The 18,379-nt window shown below is 54.4% G+C and carries 17 protein-coding genes; 14 read left to right on the top strand and 3 right to left on the bottom strand.

What is annotated here, in order from left to right; genetic code table 11:
* The first annotated feature begins 164 nt into the window (after positions 1-164).
* Together C5Y83_RS16630 and C5Y83_RS16625 are read left to right on the top strand one after the other, a co-directional pair.
* Positions 165-1,802, top strand: coding sequence for an HDOD domain-containing protein (locus C5Y83_RS16630; RefSeq protein WP_105330898.1), 1,638 nt, complete (start codon positions 165-167; stop codon positions 1,800-1,802).
* 187 nt (positions 1,803-1,989) lie between these two features.
* On the top strand, positions 1,990-3,063 hold the full coding sequence (locus C5Y83_RS16625) for a site-2 protease family protein (RefSeq protein WP_146117802.1): 1,074 nt from the start codon (positions 1,990-1,992) through the stop codon (positions 3,061-3,063).
* A 3-nt stretch (positions 3,064-3,066) separates the two neighbouring features.
* On the opposite strand, the gene C5Y83_RS16620 is transcribed toward C5Y83_RS16625, so the two are convergent.
* Positions 3,067-4,479, bottom strand: coding sequence for an N-6 DNA methylase (locus C5Y83_RS16620; protein ID WP_105330896.1), 1,413 nt, complete (start codon positions 4,477-4,479; stop codon positions 3,067-3,069).
* Positions 4,480-4,604: 125 nt separating this feature from the next.
* Positions 4,605-5,864: a glucose-1-phosphate adenylyltransferase gene (gene glgC / locus C5Y83_RS16615; RefSeq protein WP_105330895.1), complete on the bottom strand. Its 1,260-nt coding sequence runs from the start codon at positions 5,862-5,864 to the stop codon at positions 4,605-4,607.
* A gap of 251 nt (positions 5,865-6,115) precedes the next feature.
* Here glgC and C5Y83_RS16610 point away from each other — a divergent pair, with 251 nt between their 5' ends.
* Complete coding sequence (locus tag C5Y83_RS16610; RefSeq protein ID WP_199195062.1) at positions 6,116-6,832, top strand: class I SAM-dependent methyltransferase; 717 nt, start codon at positions 6,116-6,118, stop codon at positions 6,830-6,832.
* Positions 6,833-6,892: 60 nt separating this feature from the next.
* The gene (locus tag C5Y83_RS16605) at positions 6,893-7,924 is read left to right on the top strand and encodes a nucleoside hydrolase (protein ID WP_105330894.1); all 1,032 of its coding nucleotides are present in this window, start codon (positions 6,893-6,895) and stop codon (positions 7,922-7,924) included.
* Positions 7,925-7,927: 3 nt separating this feature from the next.
* Here C5Y83_RS16605 and C5Y83_RS16600 read toward each other — a convergent pair whose 3' ends face one another.
* Positions 7,928-9,082: an aldose 1-epimerase family protein gene (locus C5Y83_RS16600; protein ID WP_158262385.1), complete on the bottom strand. Its 1,155-nt coding sequence runs from the start codon at positions 9,080-9,082 to the stop codon at positions 7,928-7,930.
* A gap of 494 nt (positions 9,083-9,576) precedes the next feature.
* Here C5Y83_RS16600 and C5Y83_RS16595 point away from each other — a divergent pair, with 494 nt between their 5' ends.
* The 10 genes from C5Y83_RS16595 to C5Y83_RS16550 all read left to right on the top strand — a co-directional run bounded on the left by C5Y83_RS16595 (position 9,577) and on the right by C5Y83_RS16550 (position 18,246).
* Complete coding sequence (locus C5Y83_RS16595) at positions 9,577-10,611, top strand: sugar phosphate isomerase/epimerase family protein (RefSeq protein WP_105330892.1); 1,035 nt, start codon at positions 9,577-9,579, stop codon at positions 10,609-10,611.
* 76 nt (positions 10,612-10,687) lie between these two features.
* The gene (locus C5Y83_RS16590; protein WP_105330891.1) at positions 10,688-11,827 is read left to right on the top strand and encodes a Gfo/Idh/MocA family protein; all 1,140 of its coding nucleotides are present in this window, start codon (positions 10,688-10,690) and stop codon (positions 11,825-11,827) included.
* A gap of 87 nt (positions 11,828-11,914) precedes the next feature.
* Positions 11,915-12,568: a hypothetical protein gene (locus tag C5Y83_RS16585; RefSeq protein ID WP_105330890.1), complete on the top strand. Its 654-nt coding sequence runs from the start codon at positions 11,915-11,917 to the stop codon at positions 12,566-12,568.
* Positions 12,569-12,609: 41 nt separating this feature from the next.
* Positions 12,610-13,458: a sugar phosphate isomerase/epimerase family protein gene (locus C5Y83_RS16580; RefSeq protein WP_105330889.1), complete on the top strand. Its 849-nt coding sequence runs from the start codon at positions 12,610-12,612 to the stop codon at positions 13,456-13,458.
* Positions 13,459-13,575: 117 nt separating this feature from the next.
* Positions 13,576-14,331, top strand: coding sequence for an SMC-Scp complex subunit ScpB (scpB, locus tag C5Y83_RS16575; protein ID WP_105330888.1), 756 nt, complete (start codon positions 13,576-13,578; stop codon positions 14,329-14,331).
* A 219-nt stretch (positions 14,332-14,550) separates the two neighbouring features.
* Positions 14,551-15,246 carry a ribulose-phosphate 3-epimerase gene (rpe, locus tag C5Y83_RS16570; protein ID WP_105330887.1) on the top strand — a complete coding sequence of 232 codons (696 nt, stop codon included), beginning with the start codon at positions 14,551-14,553 and terminating at the stop codon, positions 15,244-15,246.
* Positions 15,247-15,262: 16 nt separating this feature from the next.
* The gene (locus C5Y83_RS16565) at positions 15,263-15,850 is read left to right on the top strand and encodes a histidine phosphatase family protein (protein WP_105330886.1); all 588 of its coding nucleotides are present in this window, start codon (positions 15,263-15,265) and stop codon (positions 15,848-15,850) included.
* A gap of 55 nt (positions 15,851-15,905) precedes the next feature.
* Positions 15,906-16,766 (top strand): acetyl-CoA carboxylase, carboxyltransferase subunit beta, encoded by an 861-nt coding sequence (accD, locus tag C5Y83_RS16560; RefSeq protein ID WP_105330885.1) that lies wholly within the window; start codon positions 15,906-15,908, stop codon positions 16,764-16,766.
* Positions 16,767-17,003: 237 nt separating this feature from the next.
* Complete coding sequence (locus C5Y83_RS16555; RefSeq protein WP_105330884.1) at positions 17,004-17,882, top strand: serine/threonine protein kinase; 879 nt, start codon at positions 17,004-17,006, stop codon at positions 17,880-17,882.
* 157 nt (positions 17,883-18,039) lie between these two features.
* Complete coding sequence (locus tag C5Y83_RS16550) at positions 18,040-18,246, top strand: small basic protein (RefSeq protein WP_105330883.1); 207 nt, start codon at positions 18,040-18,042, stop codon at positions 18,244-18,246.
* The last annotated feature ends 133 nt before the right edge of the window (positions 18,247-18,379 follow it).

Below are 18,379 nucleotides of genomic sequence, written 5' to 3'. Positions count from 1 at the left end.
TGATAGTAGGGTTCTGGCAAATCCTTTGCCTGCTATTTCACGCAAGTAAGCTTGGTTTCCAGGCCTAATTATTCCATTCACTCGCTGGTGTTGTGTCCTATATTTTCAAGACGAAGCGGGCACTGAATAGTTTCTTGCATTTCTCGGTTGTAAAGGCGAACTGCGTGACTCACGGAACGACCACGGCGGATGGTGCCCTCGGGACACTTGGGACAGGTTCGCCCAGTACGGAATCGACCAGCCCCATTGTGCAGCTTGTCGCGCGAGCTCAACAGCTCTATTCGCTTCCGACCGTTGCAATGGAAGTTCTCCAGCTTACCTCGAACGAGAACGCCAACGTTGCACAGATCAAGGAATGTATCCAACGCGATCCGGCTATGACCGTCAAGATTCTGAAGGTGGTCAACAGTCCGTTGTTTGGCCTCTCAGGCGAGGTCTCCGATCTCAATCAAGCGTTGGCGTTACTTGGGATCAAACCGCTCAAGCTGTTGGTGTTGGGATTCAGTCTGCCGAAGGAAATGCTTCAGGGAATTGAAGTCGAAGTCTTAGCCCAATATTGGCAGTTTTCGCTGACCAAAGCTGTCGCCGCCAGAGAGATTGCCGCATTGCAAGGTAAGAAGTACGGCGATGAAACGTTCATTGCTGGGCTTCTCTCCGAGATCGGTGCGTTGGTCCTGCTTCAAGACCTGGGAGATGCCTACGCGAACTTCGCCGCGAAGGTCTTGCAGGAAGGGGCCGATCTGTCGGAGATGGAATGGGAAACCCTGGGCTTCGATCATGCGATCCTGGGTTGCCGTCTGCTCCAAAACTGGAACCTACCGGAAACGCTGATTCAAGTGATCCGCGAGGGGCATCCATCCTCAGGCGTTGGATTCGAGAAACTTGCCGGCCAGTCGGCGACGCTTCGATTAGCTCATAATCTGGCCGAGGTGTTGGCGCATCATCGTCTCGATCTGATGCCGAAGTTCCTGAGTCAGTTGGCTTGCACCACGCAGCATGATGAGGCGACGGTCGAGCATCTTGTGCTTGGAATTCAAGAGAAGCTCTATCAGCTTGCCAATGTCCTCTCCGTTTCTCTTCCAGAGGGTGTGAACTACGGAGATGTTGTTGCTCAGGCCTATGTTCAACTGAGCCAAATCGCAGAAAGTGTGGCCGCTCCGCTGGCAACTGGCGATCGTGAAATCAATCAGCGTTTGACAGGATCGTCCGAAGGACAAAACCTTGTCGAATCGATGCAGCAGTTCGTGCAAAGTGGCATGAAAACACCCGTGAAGAAAACGGTTGTCGCTCCCGCTGAGAAGACCGTAGGCCGCCAGCTAGTTACCGCCGACATGCAATTGCTCTCCGAGATTTCCAGCGGGATGCAACGATGTCGCGATCAACGCACCGATTTCTCCGTGGCGCTGTTTGGGATCAACGGATTCGAAGACTTTGTTCTGATGGCAGGACTCGACGAGGTGGAAGTGGTGCGTCGTGCTGTGGGGGCGATCGTCGATCGACTAAGTGACGCCGTGGGCCGAGTTATCCCCTGCGGAGACTCCGCGACTGCCGTCTTGCTCGAGAATCACGACCGACACCAAACCGTTTCGATTGCCCGCCAGGCGTTAGAGATGGTCGGAGTTTGGGCCCAGCGGCGACCTTCGCTGCAGGGCGTTGATTTGTCGTTAAGCTGCGGGGTGGCAAGTGCTTGTGTCCCGCCGAAGAGTCTTCCGCCCAAAGAAATCTTCCAGGCCGCTCTACGATGCCTGTTGGCGGCCTCCAATGGCGGGGGGAATGCTGTGAAGAGTATAGAGCTGTTATAGTTCCGACGACGGGGACGAACTCGTTTTGCTAGCGGCCCCGCATCCGCGATTCGCGAAAACTTATCAACTCTGGACCGAACTGCTCGCCAGCGTTAGCCTTACAGCAGTAGGTGAGCGCCCTAAGGGGCGTTCTCTGGTCTCCGCATCGTGGCGGAAATCTGTTACCTTTGCCGATATGAACGAGCCCATGGATTCGCGCGCTGACGAGCTAAACTCCTCCCACGATGAACCCGTGCGCGGTGATCGACGCTATCCGTTGGAAGCTGATTCAGTCGAGTTGTCCTCTCAGGTCGAGCACTACGAGCGTTCGCGAAGACGTATCGTCCAGGCCCCGAAACGGCGCGTGTGGCTGCCCATCTTTTTGTTTCTGGCAACCTGCCTATCGACCTTTTGGGTCGGGATGACGCATTGGAACCCAACCAACGTTCTGGTTTGGGGAAGCGGAAGTGCTCCACGGATGTACGACAACTTGTTGTCGTCGCCTGCGATCGAGATGCGGCGGGAACTTCTGCAATATGCTGCGGATTGGTGGACCGGATTTCTTTACATGGCAGCGATGCTGGGAATTCTGTTTGCTCACGAGATGGGGCACTTCATTATGGCGGTGCGCTACCGCGTGCCGGCCAGCTTGCCTTATTTTATCCCCGTCCCGATATCCCCCATTGGTACTTTCGGTGCCGTGATCGGTATGGATGGCCTACGAGCCGATCGGAAGCAGATGTTCGACATCGGTTTGGCGGGGCCACTTGCTGGCTTGGTCGTGGCGGTCCCTGTTTTATGGTACGGGGTGCAGCAAATGGACCTGACCATGCCTGGCACAGGCGGCTTCGAACTCGATCTACCAATCGCTATGAAGTGGATGATGGAGTGGATGCAGGTTCCCGGGTACGAGCCAGGCATGTATATCAATCAAAGCCAACTCAATCCGTTTTTCATGGCCGGCTGGGTTGGCTTGTTGGTGACCGGATTAAACATGATTCCGGTCAGCCAATTGGATGGTGGCCACGTCACCTACACGCTGTTTGGCAAGAAGGCCCATTGGATCGCCCGAGTTTTTCTCGTGGTTGCGATCATCTTTATCGTCTGGGCGCAAGCCTACAATTGGAGCGTGATGCTGATCCTGATTTTCTTGATGCGTCCCGAGCATCCTCCGACCAGCGACGATAGCGTGCCGATCGGTTGGTTTCGCTACACGCTTGGCGTGCTTTCGTTGAGCATCCCGATTCTTTGTTTCCCGCCGATGGCCATTCAAATGGCCTAGTACTCAGGCGAGTCGCTGCAATATCTCGCTGGTAATCGGACGTTTGGCATCCCAGAAGATCCAAGCTTCGTAGAAAGACCGTACTTCGTCGCTGTTCAATCGTTTCGCTGCGGTCTGGGCTGCTTTGCGGGTACGGAACGAAAGAAAGTAAGTCGTGTCGTCCAACATCACTGGTCGGCGATCTTGGGGGCCGATCACGCGAAACGCGAGTGACTTATGCAGCGCCGAGATCGCGACCTTCCACGTGGCGAACGAGTACTCGCCGATGCCAAATATCGAATAGGGAGGCCGGCCACGATAGATCGAACTCTTCCTGGCGGCCAACCGCGCGGCGTGTCGCTGGAGGTATGCCCAGGTTCGCGGCGCGGTGGCTTCGATCTTGGCGGTATCCTCGCCGGTACGTGATTGTGGAACGAGAACCATCTGCTGTGTGTCAGTTTCTCCGCGGAAGATTGCTCCGGCCGGCATCAGCGGAAAGAGATAATCGGCCTCCAGTTCAACCACTTCCCCTAGGCCATTGACCAACGACCATCCTTCGCGGCGGAATTGCATCACATCGCGGCAATCATGCTTAATGCCGCTTCGCCAGCGAGGCCCTGGTTGGGAAGCAAGCAAATGCCGGTATCGATCGAACTGAACTCGATTAGCGAGTAGGTTGCCTTCGTGGTGCCCGAGTGTTGTTGTTGGCTCGGTAGCTTCCAGACTGGAAAAAACATCACATGATTGGGATTCCTTGTCGAGTCGTACCTCACAGGTCAGCAGGCAGGCATCAACCGCCGCTCCGAAATGTTTGCGTGCGTTGATCTCGCGTATCGAGCATTTGCCAAGCGGCAAAGATGCTTTCCAAGCTTGGAGTAAGATCTTGCGAGCCACAGCCGTTTTACACAGCATGGCTAAGGTCCCGCCGCGCGAGGCAAGTGACTCTAGCAAGTGGGTGATCATCCACTGCGAGATATCGAAGTTCGCTTTGCCCGTCTTGGCAGCGATACCACGATCGTTCTGGAAGTTGCTCTTTGTGGGAAGATTTCCACTGCCTAGCGAACCCAATTCAGAGTTAGTCACCCAAGGGGGATTGCCAAGGATAAGAACGGGACCAGGCAGTGATTCGATCTGCTGCGGCCAGTCTTCTTGGAAAAAATCGGCCTGAGCCAAGTCGAGCCGATCACTCGCCGCATCAAGTCGCAAACTAGCCGAAGCGACGTAATCGGCGTTCCATTCCCGCCCCATCAGCAGCTTCGCTTCGGGAAACTGATGCGCGGCGGCCTCTAAAAAGAAGCCTTGCCCACATGTTGGTTCCAAGACGGAGGCAGGGGAAACGCCGTCGGCCTGTAAGCGATGGCAGACGGCAGCGGCGAGTTCGGAGGGAGTTTGAAAGTCTCCGAACTCGGTCTTTTGACGGCTCTTGACGCGAATCATGGCAGTTCACACGGTCTTGCGATGGAAGTTCTCTTTGCGAAACAGTTTAGAAGTTTCGCGAAATTCGAACTATGGCAGTTTTTGAGACCGTGTGAACGCGAGTCACTACAGCAGCCTGGTGCGGCTTAGGCCACTCGAGGTGTGCCCTTGGTCATCATCGGTTCGATTAAGTCTTCCTTGGCGATCACGACCAAGCCAGACTCGGTGATTGTGAAGCCGCGGCTGCGGTCATGATCGAGGTCAAAACCGATTTGGGTGTCCGCAGGGATGTTGACCCCTTTGTCGATAATCGCTCGCCGAATTTGCGAATGTCGTCCCACGGTTACTCCCTCGAACAAAATCGAATCGTGAACCGAGGAGAAGCTGTTTACGCGAACGCGCGGGCCAATGATACTGTGTTCGACTTCGCCACCTGAGATGATCGAACCTCCGCAAACGATACTATCCATCGCGTGACCACGACGATGCGGATCGCTCTCGCCTCCGAACACAAACTTCGGTGGCGGTACGTTTGGTTGGTAGGTTCTTAGCGGCCAGGCTTCATCGTAGATGTTGAGCTGTGGGTCGACCGAAACGAGGTCCATGTTGGCTTCGTAATAAGCATCCAGGGTACCTACGTCTCGCCAGTAAGCATCTTGCTTGCGATTTTCGTCCCGGAATGGGAATGCATAGACGCGATGCGTGTCGATGATCGACGGAATAATGTTACGGCCGAAGTCATGAGCACTCTTGCGATTGGTCGCATCTTGGCAGAGCTGCTCGAATAGGAATGACGCATTGAAGACATAGATGCCCATCGAAGCCAGGCAGTGTTCGTCGTCGCCTGGGATGGTCTTCGGGGTGGGGGACTTTTCTTCAAAGCCGAGAACTTGCTGCTGGCGATCGATCTGCATGACGCCAAATGCCTTGGCTTCTTCGATCGTTGTCTTCAATGCCCCGATAGTTAAATCGGCTCCGTTATCTATATGGAAGTCGAGCATACTGGCGTAGTTCATCTTATAGATGTGATCGCCGGCCAGGATGACAACGTACTTTGGGCGATGCTTTTCGATCGCATAGATGTTTTGGTAAACCGCATCAGCAGTCCCTTGGTACCACTGTTCGTCGATGCGTTGTTGCGGGGGCACCACATCGATGAATTCCCCCAATTCGCGGCAGAAGTACCGCTGCCAACCGACATTGGTATGCCGATCCAAGCTCTGAGCTTTGTATTGCGTGAGTAGCTGAATTTGGCGAAAACCGCTATTCAAGCAGTTCGAGAGAGCGAAATCGATGATGCGATAAACGCCGCCAAAGGGAACGGCCGGTTTGGCTCGATCGCGTGTTAACGGTTCCAGACGCGATCCTTTGCCGCCAGCAAGAATCACGGTGAGTACGTTCTCCATACGTCGCGTGCCTCAAGGTATGATTGGGGTAAGGGGAGAGGAGCGGAAGCGTTGGGGGCGTCCTCCGAATTGACTGCTGCATTTTATCGGCTTTGCGTAATCATCAAAAGAAGAAAAGATGCTGGCACGTCTCCGCTTTGTTCGATTGCGAAACTCTTCGTGCGGGCAATAACGGTTGCATCGCGCGGTGAACCTCATTGGGATCGACGTGGTCCTATGGTTGAATTCCCTACTAACGATTGAGGTGGTGCGTGAGTGATATCCGAAAGTCGACGGTCGAAGAGATTCGAAGCCGTTTCGATAATGATGTAGAGCGGTTCTCGAATTTAGAAACCGGTCAGTCGGCTACGATGGATGCCCCTCTCGTGCTCGACCTAATCACTCAGGTTGCGGCCACCCATCATCCTCATGCCAACTCGGTGCTTGATATCGGCTGTGGTGCAGGCAACTACACATTGCAGTTGCTGAAGCAAAAGCCAGGGCTTGACTGCACGCTTGTCGATCTAAGCCAATCGATGTTAACCCGAGCTGCAGAGCGTTTGAGCGAGAGCAACGCCAATCATGTCGAAACGCATTGCGGTGACATTCGCCACGTGACGCTCCCAAGCGATTCGTACGACATCGTCATGGCAGCTGCCGTGCTGCATCATTTGCGCGAAGACGACGATTGGAAGCGGACTTTTACCAAGATCTATCGCACGATGAAGACCGGCGGGATCTTGTTGGTTAGCGATTTGATGGGGCAAGACGTTCCTGCTGTTCAGCAAGTTCAGTGGAATCGTTACGGTGACTACCTGCGGCAGTTACGCGATGATGAGTATCGCAAGACGGTATTCGACTATATCGAGAAAGAAGACACCCCGCGGAGTCTCGCGTACCAACTGAACCTTTGCCGAGAGGTGGGCTTCTGGCGAGTCGATGTGCTGCACATGAATGCCTGCTTTGGCGCGTACTGCGCCGTGAAGTAGGATTGAGGCTAATCCTCCCTTCCCCGTATGCCCCACCATGTATTCGTCAGAAGTGCATCGATGCTCCGAACCTATCTCGCCCCTGCCCTGCTTTCTTTGTTGGTTACCTTCGCCGGAATTTCCAACGTAGCGGCGTCAGAGCCGATTCCAGTGATTTTCGACACCGATATCTCCGGCGATGTCGACGATGTTCTGGCTCTGGCGATGCTGCACGCCCTGGCCGATCGCAAAGAATGCGAACTCAAAGCGGTTACGATTTCTAAGATTAATCCGCTCACCGCGCCATTCGTTGATGCTGTGAATACGTTCTATGGACGTGGTGACATTCCAATCGGCGTCACACGCGATGCCCAGAAGCGGGACAGCAAGTACTTAAAGCTCGGGAAAACAAAAGATGGCCGTGAGTTTCGCTATCCTCACGATCTTTTATCAAGTGACAATGCCCCAGATGCAGTCGCTGTGCTGCGACGAGCATTGGCCGAGGCACAGGACAAGTCAGTAGTTCTAATCCAGGTTGGCCTGGCCGCGAACTTGGCCGAGTTAGTCGAGTCAGAAGCCGATGAGATTAGTCCGCTGACCGGGAAAGAACTGATTCGTCAAAAGGTTCGACTAACTTCCGTCATGGCGGGCGCATTTCGCCCCGTCAAAGGAAACGAACACTTTCTGGAAGCGAACGTGAGAAACGGCATCGACTCGATGCAGCGTTTTGCGGCGAAGTGGCCTCCAGATTCGCCGGTCGTTTGGAGCGACTTTTTGATTGGCATCGCTGCACCATACCCACGTGAAAGCATTGCCCGTGATTTCGACTATGTTCCCCATCACATCGTGCGAGAGTCGTATCTTCTGCATAGCGGGCCGAATCATGATCGCCCAACATGGGACTTGACTAGTGTTCTCTACGCGGTCCGCCCAGAAGACGATTATTTTGGACTTTCTGAGCCTGGGAGGGTCTCGGTCGACAAGGACGGATTCACACGATTCGTTCCCGAAGAGAAGGGACGTGATCGCTACTTAACCATGGATAAGCAGCAGGCGATTCGCGTGATCGAAACGCAGCGCGCGTTAGTCAGCCAGCCGCCGCTCGCTGAGTAGCCATTAGCTACACCAGTTGGCCTGCGGAGTTGCGTGTACCTTAGCATCGGTGGCGAAAGCTAAGTCACTAATGCCTTTCTCGACTGCTTCGACGCTGGCCGAGTCGGGATGAAATTGCAGAGCCAGATCGATGTCATACGTCGCCTTTGGCGCCAACTTGATCACACGATCATGCTTTTCTTCGAACGATCGAGGATTGGGGAAGTTTGTGGCGGGCTCCAATCCGGTGACGTAGCCATCTTCCGTGGCAGCCGTATTCTTCCAGATAATAAAGTATGGAAGCTGCTTGATGTTGAAGTGGATCGACACGCCCTTGTCCCCTGCTGCATTCTTTAACAGGGCACACGTTTGTCCCTTGTCGTCTGCCGCCAGTTGCATGAAGTAAACTTGCTCGACAAACCCGTTGGTTGGGCCGGCGTACTGCGACCACTGCTTGATTCCCGTTGCCGCGTGATCGTTACGCGGACAAACTTCAACCGCCGGGCAAACGACCGACGCCCCCTCGCCCAGGATTGGTGCGCCGAGATTGATGTGGTAAAGCATCTGAGCCGTGGTAGCCTGGGCCGAGCGATTGATGATGCTATCGCGAATGCGGAAACCGTTCTCGCCATCTTTCGTGCGTATCTCGGTTTTCATCGCGACGTTGTAACATAGGAAGCGTGTCTCGCGAACTTCGCCACTGATGCAGAGTTCGCCATCTTCGGAAACTTCAACCACGACATCTTCAGTCGGTTGATTCGCGATCCGACCATGGAGTCCATACTTCAGACGATTGGTTTCCGAATCGAATTCGGGAGCGCCGTTACTCTCTAGTCCACAACGAACGATCAGCTCGTCCATGCCATCTAGCCACCCGAGACCACTTGGCTCGGAAAGGGGGACAAACCGCGGATGAACAGGGCCTTCCACCGGCGACGTCCAACCAAGTTGCGTGTCGCCGTGTTTGGCTTGATGAATGCCCATGCCACGGGTTGGGATGGTCGTAAAGGAGAAATCGCCGTTGTTAACGGTAAGCAGCTCAACCCCATCGCGGCGGCCTCCGATCAAGCGAGTGTGCGTCACCGCCAGACCATGCGACTTGAGAGTCTTGAGAAATGGGGCTGGTTGTTGGAAGGCCGATTCCACATCGTATTCACTCAGGATCCAACGATTACTCATGATGGCAGCTCCGTCTTGCTTGCGTCTCTCAAGTAGCTTTGGCGATAAAGGAGGATCATCCGCTAACATAAGGAGATTAGGCTCTGCTTTCCAGCACTGACGCGGTGAAATCAACCGCATTTACTTGTCAGCGGAATAAAACTTGTTAAAACTGGCGATTTCCTATGCGGCATCGTGCACCCACTGTACTCATTCAATTCGATTGATATGCAAGTCGGTGCTGCGACCCCTTCCTACCCGATCGCGATTCGCACCGAAGTGACTGACTGAGATGATCGAGAGCATCGCCCAATGGGACTTTGCTTCGACCACCGGCGCAGGTCGAGTCGGGTGCGACTCATGCTAATCAAAGCCTTCGAAGAAGCGGCCAACTGGCCAAACGTTTTCAGTAAGCAAGCCTCGTCCGTGGTTCATCCTGCTCTTGGTGAGCGGATGTCTCATGGAGAAATACTTTTCAACCTTAACCGCAGACAATCTCCATTGGAGTCCACCTCATGAGCGAGCATCCCTACTCGTCCCCGAAACTTCATAACGCCATGTGGCCTGGTTTGGTTGGTAAGGAAGAAGGGACCGACCATCCTCCGATTAGCTTGGAACGCATGCTCGAACTGACCGCGGGAGCCGAAGTCGACGGCATCAAATTCGATGGGATCGACTACTTCCTGTTTCACCCTCACACTGATCCCGATGCTTCCGACGACGAATTGAAGCGAATCGCTGACCTCGTTGCTTCGCACAATCTGAAAATCGGATCGTTAGTAGCGCCAATCTGGCCCGGCACCGTCGGCGGTCCGGCGATGGGGACTGACGAAGAACGAAGTAACTTCGTGCTCGCAGTGAAGAAGGCTTGCCGCATTGCCAAGATCTTCAACGAACATGGCGTGCGGCAGTATGGCGTAATCCGGATTGATTCCGCTTCCGGTGTGGAAGCATGGTCTGCTGATCCTGCCGGCAACACAGCCAAAATTGCGGAAACCTTCCAAGAAGCTGGTAAGGTGGCCGCCGACAACGGTGAGCGCCTGGCAGCTGAAGGTGAGATCTGTTGGGGGGCGATGCATTCCTGGAAGAATATCATCGAACTGCTCGAGGCAGTCGGGATGCCAGAAACGGTTGGTTTCCAGGCCGACTTGGCGCACACCTATTTGTACCTCATGGGTTACAACGCGCCTGAGCACGCATTACTTAAGGAAGGCTACACCGAAGAAGAGTTCTGGGCCGCATACACTGAGATGACCAACGCTTTGCGGAAGTGGACCATCGACTTCCACGTCGCTCAGAACGACGGAAGCGTACATGGAACCGGCTCGCACGATAAGACCGGACGCCACTGTCCTGCCGACGATCCCAACGGCAAACTCGATATCGTGAAGTGCAGTAAGTACTGGCTCGAAGGCGCGCAAGACCGCGGCATCAAGCACATTTGCTGGGACGGTTGTATGTTCCCGAACGAAATGCTCGAGAAACAAGAGACCTGGAACACAATTCTGGATGCGATGATCAAGGTCCGCGACCAGTGCGGCTGGAACTAGTTCTCCGCCGAAAGCCCTTCCAACTATCACCCCACGCGCGAATTGCCTTCGCGCTTTCCTCTGGGAGAATACCTCCATGGCAAAGAAACCACTTCGTATCGGCCTTGTCGGTTACGGCTTCATGGGTCGTACACACACTAACGGTTACAAACGTGTCCCTGACTTCTTTCCAGAACTCGATTACCAACCGGTCTTAAAGGCCGTGTGTGGTCGTAGCGAAGAAAAGACCAAAGCGTTCGCCGAACAATGGGGATACGAGTCGTACGAGACCGATTGGGAAAAGCTAATCGCACGCGATGACATCGATGCGATCGATATCTGCACTCCGAACGACACGCACGCGCCGATTTCGATTGCCGCCGCCAAGGCGGGCAAGATGGTTTTGTGCGAAAAGCCGATCGGACGCACCGCGGCCGAAGGGGAAGAAATGGTCAAGGCGGTCGAAGACGCCGGCGTGGCCAACACGATCTGGTACAACTATCGCCGCTTACCGGCCGTTTCGCTGGCCAAGAAGATCATCGATAGTGGCAAGCTCGGCAAAATCTTCCACTACCGCGCTAATTTCCTGCAAGACTGGACGATCAATGCCGACGTCCCCCAAGGCGGTGCCGGACTTTGGCGTTTAGATGCCGCAGCCGCTGGTTCGGGTGTGACGGGCGACCTTTTAGCGCACTGTATTGATACGGCCATTTGGCTCAACGGCAATATCAAAGACGTCAGTGCCATGACCGAAACGTTCGTCAAGGAGCGTATGCACAGTGGTACCGGTAAGAAGGAACCGGTCACGATCGATGACGCATGTACCTTCTTCTGCCATTTCGATAACGGTTCGCTCGGTTTGTTTGAGTCGACCCGTTATGCACGTGGGCATAAGGCGCTTTACACGTTCGAGATCAATGGCGAACACGCTTCGATTCGCTGGGATCTGCACGACTTGAATCGTCTCGAATACTTCGATCATGCCGACGAAGGAGAAGTCCGAGGTTGGCGCACCATTCACGTCACCGACGGCGAACACCCCTACATGGATCACTGGTGGGTCCCCGGCTTGATCATCGGTTACGAACACAGCTTTGTGCATCAGGTCGCCGACTTCCTTAAGAGCCTGCAAGAAGGCAAGCCATGCGAGCCAACCTTCCGTAGTGCCCTGGAAACCGCCAAAGTGTGTGATGCCGTTTTGGCCAGTGCTGCCGAAAAGTGTTGGAAAGACGTGTAAGCGATCACCAGCCAAGTTTCGATGAAACATGGGGAAAGGGTAAGCGATTGCCCTTTCCCTTTTTTATTGGTCGGCAAAGATAGTAGCATGAATTACTTAGCCCACGGACGAAGATTCATCGACCGCCCCTACTTCTTGGCTGGCACGGCAGTCCCGGATTGGTTGAACGTCGTCGATCGAAAGTGTCGTTGTCGCTCGAAGAAGGCCGCCCCACTTGTCGCATCGAGCGATCCACGGGAAGCGGAGATTGCGGCCGGCATCGTGCAGCATCATGCGGACGACGATTGGTTTCACCGGACCGAGGAATTTAACCGCTTGCAGTGGGATTTCACCAAGCGGATTCGCGATTTCTTGGGTAAGGACAGCGGACTACGGCCTAGTTTTCTTGGACATATCTTAGTCGAGTTGCTCCTCGATTCGGTCTTGATGGAGAACGATCCCGAAGAGCTGAACGCCTATTATTCCGCTATGAAACAGATCGATGGGGCGATCGTTCAGCAGACGGTCGAGCGAATTGCCGAACGACCTGCCGACCGGCTCGATTGGTTCATCGGACGTTTCGTCGAGGTCCGTTTCTTGGAAGATTATCCCGACGACGAAAAACTGCTCTACCGGTTGAATCAGGTCATGCAACGCGTCAAACTACGAGCTTTGCCGGATTCATTTCGGTCGCTTCTGCCAGAGCTTCGACGCGAAGTTCGGGCCTCCTCCGCGGCCTTGTTGACCGTGCACCCCACGTAGATCCCTCTATTCGCTCGAAGTTTGACCAGGAGACCCCGTCGATGAAATTTGGCATGAACTTGTTGCTTTGGTCTGGCGATCCCGATGACAGCTTGTTGCCGGTGATCGAAGAATTGAAGGCCGCCGGCTTCGACGGTGTTGAAATCCCGCTATTTAACTTGGACGTCGACAAGTGGACCAAGTATGGCGAAAAGATCAAAGCGATGGACCTCAAGTGCACGGCGGTGACGGTCCGTAATGAAGAGGACAACCCGATCAGCCCGGATGCTGCCGTGCGTGCGAAGGGTGTCGAACTCAATAAGAAGACGCTCGATTGTTGTGCAGCGCTTGGTGCCGAAACGCTGGTTGGTCCTTATCACTCGGCCATCGGCTACTTCAGTGGTGCCGGACCGACGGCCGACGAATGGAAGTGGGGAGTGGAATCGATGCGTCAAGTCGCCGAGTATGCGGGCGACGTCGACGTGATGCTGGGTGTTGAAGCGCTTAATCGATTTGAATGCTATCTGCTGAATGTGCACAAGGACTCGGCCAAGTTCGTGCGGGAAGTCAATCATCCTAACTGCAAGATGATGTACGACACGTTCCACTCGAACATCGAAGAAGCGGACATGGCGCAAGCGATTCGTGATTGCGCCGACGTGCTGCATCACGTGCATATCTCTGAAAACAACCGCGCTACGCCTGGCACGGGCCACGTCGACTTCGATACTAATTTCGATGCTCTTAAGGAAGTTGGCTACGACGGTTGGATGGTTGTTGAAGCATTCGGCCTCGCCCTTCCGGAAATCGCTGCGGCGACCAAGATCTGGCGAAAGATGTTCGATACCGAACTGCAACTTGCCAAAGATGGACTGGCATTCATGAAGCAAGAGGTTGCCAAACGCTGGTAAACGGCAATCCCGCTTCTGAGGTTGATCACTCATGGCCACGCTTGCGTGGCCATGTTCGTTTCGAATGGTTCGCTTTCGGCTTGAGCGATCAGGCGTGCGGCCGATATAGTGCGACTTATGACCGACGAGGAAGAACAATTCGATCTCTCTGCTATGTTCGCCGAAGATACGGGGGATGATGGTGGTCTATCCCTCGATCGCTTATCGGCGACTTATGCCGAAGCACTCGGAGGCCGGGCCTCTCCGTTTCAAGAGGAATCGCCCGATCCTGAGAAAAATGAGCCAGAGGAAGAATCGACCGCCGAAGCCATCTCGCGTCTCGCGGAAGAAGCGGTTGCGGAAGATCCCTGCGAACTTTCGCCAACGACCATCCTCGAAGCGCTTTTATTTGTCGGAAACGCCTCGAATGACAAGCTAACTGCCGAAAAAGCCGCATCGGTGATGCGGGGCGTGAAGCCGGACGAAATTGACGATCTCGTCGCCCAGCTGAATCGCAAGTACGAAGCGGAAGGATGTCCGTACGAAATCGCCGCCGTCGGTAACACATATCGGATGAGCCTTCGAAATGAATTCCGGCCGCTACGCGAGAAATTTTACGGCAAGGTCCGCGAGGCGAAGTTATCGCAGCCAGCAATCGATGTTCTTTCACTGGTTGCCTACAACCAGGGAGCGACTCGGGAAGAGGTCGATGAAATGCGAAACAAGCCGAGTGGGCCCATTCTGACCCAGTTAGTCCGCCGCCGGCTGTTACGGATGCAGCCCGATCCCGAAGAAAAGCGGATCAAACGCTATACAACGACCGAGCGATTTTTACAGCTGTTTGGGCTGACATCCCTTGATGATTTACCCCAACCACAGAGTCTAGACGATTAAGTTGTCTCCCTAAGTGTATTGTTCGTAATAGCTTACATGGATCGCGTGCTTTAGCGGCTGACGAGCACTAGTGTCGTATGTATAATCTGACCCAACGAAATTTGAGGGGCTTAATTCGCCTCTAAGAACACTTCTGCGATCTCTAACGGAGATTGCTAACCAATGGGCATGTAATTCCCAACTTGGTGAAGTGATCCTTCCCCTGAATCAAGGTCTGGCATGTCTCGTCGTTCGCATCTTGCGCGACTCCGCCAACAGTCACCGCTTATTCTCCCCTCCGTGCTATCGTGCGACTACAGCGATATGCGGGGAGAAGTACAGAAGTTGGAAGCTGCTGGCGTGCAAGCACTCCATTTGGACGTGATGGACGGAAACTTCGTCCCCAATTTGACTTACGGAATGCCGATTGTTGCCGCGTTTCGCAAGCTTACGGAACTTCCCCTCGATGTCCATTTGATGATCGAGAATCCAGGCCGATACGTCCGACAGTTCTATGAGGCGGGCGCGGATATCATTACCATCCACGAGGAAGCGGCAGGGGATGAGACCGCAAGGATTCTGCAAGAAATCAAGGAGCTCGGTGCCGGCGCTGGCGTTGCTATCAACCCGGACATTCCAGTTGAGCGTGTGATGCCTTTCCTGGAAATCGCAGACTTGATACTCATTATGAGTGTGAATGCAGGCTTCGGCGGACAGAAGTTCAACCCGGTAGCACTCGAGAAGCTTGAGGCTCTGCGTAAGGCAGGCCCCAAGGACCTTCTTTTGGAAGTAGACGGGGGCGTGAACTTGGAAACAGTTCAGGCTTGCACGGAAGCGGGAGCAGATCTCCTGGTAATAGGATCAGCGATTTTCAATCAATCGGACTACAGCGCCGCGATCGACGAGCTCTATCGCACCGCGCACGTTTCCACCTAATTGAGAACAGCTTGCCATGCTACGCATTGTGCTTGTACGACCCGGGCAGACAGAATACGACCATCAAGGTCGTATCCGCAGTCGATTGGCGGTTCCTCTAACGGACGAAGGAACACGTCAAGCCTCGGAAATGGTACATCAACTCCGTGAACTCGACTTCAAAGCGATCTACTGCGGCCCATGCCAGGCATGTGCTCAAACGGCCGAAGCTTTTGCCACCTCACTGGGGATGAAGGTCCGCCAGATGGATTCGCTGGCCAATCTGAATGCCGGTTTGTGGCAGGGAAAGCTAATCACCGAGGTCAAGCAAAACCAACCAACCGTCTATCGCCTATGGCAAGAAAACCCAGAGGCGGTCTGCCCCCCCCAAGGGGAGACGTTAGGCGAGGTACGGTTGCGTGTGCAGAACGCCCTAGACAAGATATGGAAAAAGCATCAAAAAGGTGACGGCAATGTGATTGTGGTCGCCCCTGAACCTCTGGCATCCATCATTCGCAGCGAGATCTTGCAAACCGAATTCGGGAACTTGTGGGAAGCTGAACGTCGATGTGGATGGTGGGAACTCATCCAGTATGAAAAAAACGCCGTCGTCTCCAAAGTCTAAGTCAGCGACCAACCCTTTGGAAACTACCTCTCCGACATCACCTCCCGTCGAGGAAATGAGCATGGCATCCGTCACTTCGGATATCGATACCCAAAGCGAAGATTCCAGCAAGCCGAAGAAGCGTGGCGTACCCGAGGGGTTATGGCAACGCTGTCCTGGCTGCCAGGCCGTGATCTTTCGCAAGCAAGCCGAACAGCTATTGGGCGTCTGTCCTGAGTGTGATTATCACTGGACCATCTCCGCCCAGCAGCGAATCGATCAGGTACTCGACGCCGGGACCTTCGAGGAGTGGGACGCGAACCTCACCTCGCTCGATCCGCTGGGCTTCAAAGATAAGAAAGCATACGCCGACCGTATCGTTTCGGAGCAAAAACGTACCGGCCTGCGCGATGCGGCTTTGACCGGCTGCGGCATGATTCGTGCCCGCCGTGTTGCCATTGGCGTCACCGACAGCGCGTTCATCATGGGAAGTATGGGTAGCGTGGTAGGCGAAAAGCTAACTCGCTTGATCGAGCGAGCCACCGCCCAAGACCTGCCGCTAATTATCATCAGTGGCTCCGGTGGTGGTGCCCGTATGCACGAAGGGATTTACTCCCTGATGCAGATGGCCAAAACGACCGCTGCCTTGGCCAGATTCCATGAAGCTGGTGGATTGTTCATCTCGGTCCTAACCAATCCGACCATGGGTGGTGTAGCAGCTAGCTTTGCCTCGCTGGGGGATTTGATCTTCGCCGAGCCGCAAGCATTGGTCGGATTTGCCGGACCACGTACCATCAAGGCGACCATCCGGATTGATCTCCCGGAAGGTTTTCAGACGAGCGAGTTTTTGCTGGAACACGGTTTTGTCGACCGAATTGTGCCTCGAAATAAGCTAAAGCTCGAGATCGCCCGATCGATCGACTATTGCGGTAAATGATGATTTTACCGCCTCTTCCCTGAAATACCCGGTTAACAAGCACGGACGCACGACCTTGTTTTCGGGTACCTGCCAGCTTAAAGTGGGGGGAGAGGCACCGGAACAGACAACTCATCAAAACTTCCCGAGACATTAATTGGGCATTCCTGCGCCCAATTGTCGGACGGAATCCGTTCAGGGGCCTAAATTTGAATTGCTATTTCAGGTTTACCCCTTCGTGACGAGTTCCTCCTCCCAATGAGTCTGCTGAAGAAGTTCACGTCCTTTTTTGCAGGACAACCCAAGCTCGATATCGCCTCGCGATTTGAAATCTTGCGCGAAGCGGTTTCTGGGACGATGAGCGAATTCTACAAGGTTCGCGAGCATGGTACCGGACGAACACTGGGGCTCAAGATTCTCGATCTCGAGAAGCAGCAATTCTTCGACTCGCGCTTCGCTGGCCTCAAACGGCCCAAAGAGGGCGAGATCGCGATGTCCTTGACTCATCCGTGTATCGTGCGGACGATCGAGCATGGCCTGGTCATCACCGGTCAGCAATACTTGCTGATGGAGTATTTGGATGGTCGGGGTCTCAACTCGCTGATTGTCGATCGCGATCCGATGCTGGAAGGTAAGCAGTTGATCTTATTGCGGCAAATGGCAGATGCTCTGGCCTGCGTTCATGAGGCTGGCTATATCCATCGAGATATCTGTCCCCGTAACTTCATTGCGGCTCCCGATTGTCGCTCGTGTAAGCTGATCGACTTTGGCCTTACCTTGCCCGCCAAGCCTGAGTTCATGGCGCCTGGCAACCGTACAGGAACCCCCAATTACATGGCGCCCGAGATCGTCCGTCGGCGTCCGACCGACCAGCGGGTCGATATCTTTTCACTAGGTGTAACTGGTTTCCGCCTCTTGGCTTACGAATTGCCTTGGGCTGCCTTGGAAGGGACAGGTCGGGATGCCCTGACCCACGACACGATGGCCCCTAGCGATATCTTTGAAAAGCGGCCTGGTCTGAACCAGGAACTGGGTGACTTGATCATGTCGTGCATCGAGCGGGACCCCCGCCGGCGGCCGGAAACTGCGAAAGATCTTCTGACGAAGCTGCAGCGAATCAAGAAAATGGAGGCTTAGAAACGGCCCGTTCGGCGGGTTGGTTACGCCTTGACGGCTATGGGGCCTCTGGTATCATAATGCGTTTCCCCTGGACCTCGGTCCATCGCTAGGGCGACCATTTAACCGGCGGAATGCACGTTTTCCGCCTGATAACGCATAAATCAGGAGAGTTGCCGTGACCATCGATAAAAGCCTGAAAGTGAAGCGGGGTGGTATTTCGACCCGCAGTGTTCTGAAACGCAGCGAACGTATCGCTCAAATGAAGGCCCAAGGTTCCTTCAACGAAGAATCGACGTCGCCGATCGGTCTGCCCAAGACCAAGGTCGTGAAGATCTCGATGAAGAAGAAGAAGAAGGTCAAGGAAGAAGACGGTAAGAAGTAGTCTGCCTGTCCTGCCACTCAAAACACAAAAAAGCCCTGGTTTCGTCCAGGGCTTTTTTTATTGAATTGCGGAGGCGCCTGCCAACTGGCGAACTGCCTCGCCATAATGGGCTGGGCCCTGGTCAGGGCGGTTC

Source organism: Blastopirellula marina (genome assembly GCF_002967765.1).
In the GTDB taxonomy this organism is placed as follows: Bacteria; Planctomycetota; Planctomycetia; order Pirellulales; family Pirellulaceae; genus Bremerella; species Bremerella marina_A.
Note: the sequence above shows the minus strand (reverse complement) of the source record. Positions and strands in the feature narration are given on the sequence as shown.

Coding starts and splice junctions, on each gene's coding strand:
- C5Y83_RS16565 (WP_105330886.1), top strand. CDS start 15,263: ATGCTACGCATTGTGCTTGTACGACCCGGGCAGACAGAATACGACCAT.
- rpe (WP_105330887.1), top strand. CDS start 14,551: ATGTCTCGTCGTTCGCATCTTGCGCGACTCCGCCAACAGTCACCGCTT.
- C5Y83_RS16580 (WP_105330889.1), top strand. CDS start 12,610: ATGAAATTTGGCATGAACTTGTTGCTTTGGTCTGGCGATCCCGATGAC.
- accD (WP_105330885.1), top strand. CDS start 15,906: ATGAGCATGGCATCCGTCACTTCGGATATCGATACCCAAAGCGAAGAT.
- C5Y83_RS16600 (WP_158262385.1), bottom strand. CDS start 9,082: ATGAGTAATCGTTGGATCCTGAGTGAATACGATGTGGAATCGGCCTTC.
- C5Y83_RS16620 (WP_105330896.1), bottom strand. CDS start 4,479: ATGATTCGCGTCAAGAGCCGTCAAAAGACCGAGTTCGGAGACTTTCAA.
- C5Y83_RS16585 (WP_105330890.1), top strand. CDS start 11,915: ATGAATTACTTAGCCCACGGACGAAGATTCATCGACCGCCCCTACTTC.
- scpB (WP_105330888.1), top strand. CDS start 13,576: ATGACCGACGAGGAAGAACAATTCGATCTCTCTGCTATGTTCGCCGAA.
- C5Y83_RS16625 (WP_146117802.1), top strand. CDS start 1,990: ATGGATTCGCGCGCTGACGAGCTAAACTCCTCCCACGATGAACCCGTG.
- C5Y83_RS16605 (WP_105330894.1), top strand. CDS start 6,893: ATGCTCCGAACCTATCTCGCCCCTGCCCTGCTTTCTTTGTTGGTTACC.
- C5Y83_RS16590 (WP_105330891.1), top strand. CDS start 10,688: ATGGCAAAGAAACCACTTCGTATCGGCCTTGTCGGTTACGGCTTCATG.
- glgC (WP_105330895.1), bottom strand. CDS start 5,864: ATGGAGAACGTACTCACCGTGATTCTTGCTGGCGGCAAAGGATCGCGT.
- C5Y83_RS16595 (WP_105330892.1), top strand. CDS start 9,577: ATGAGCGAGCATCCCTACTCGTCCCCGAAACTTCATAACGCCATGTGG.
- C5Y83_RS16555 (WP_105330884.1), top strand. CDS start 17,004: ATGAGTCTGCTGAAGAAGTTCACGTCCTTTTTTGCAGGACAACCCAAG.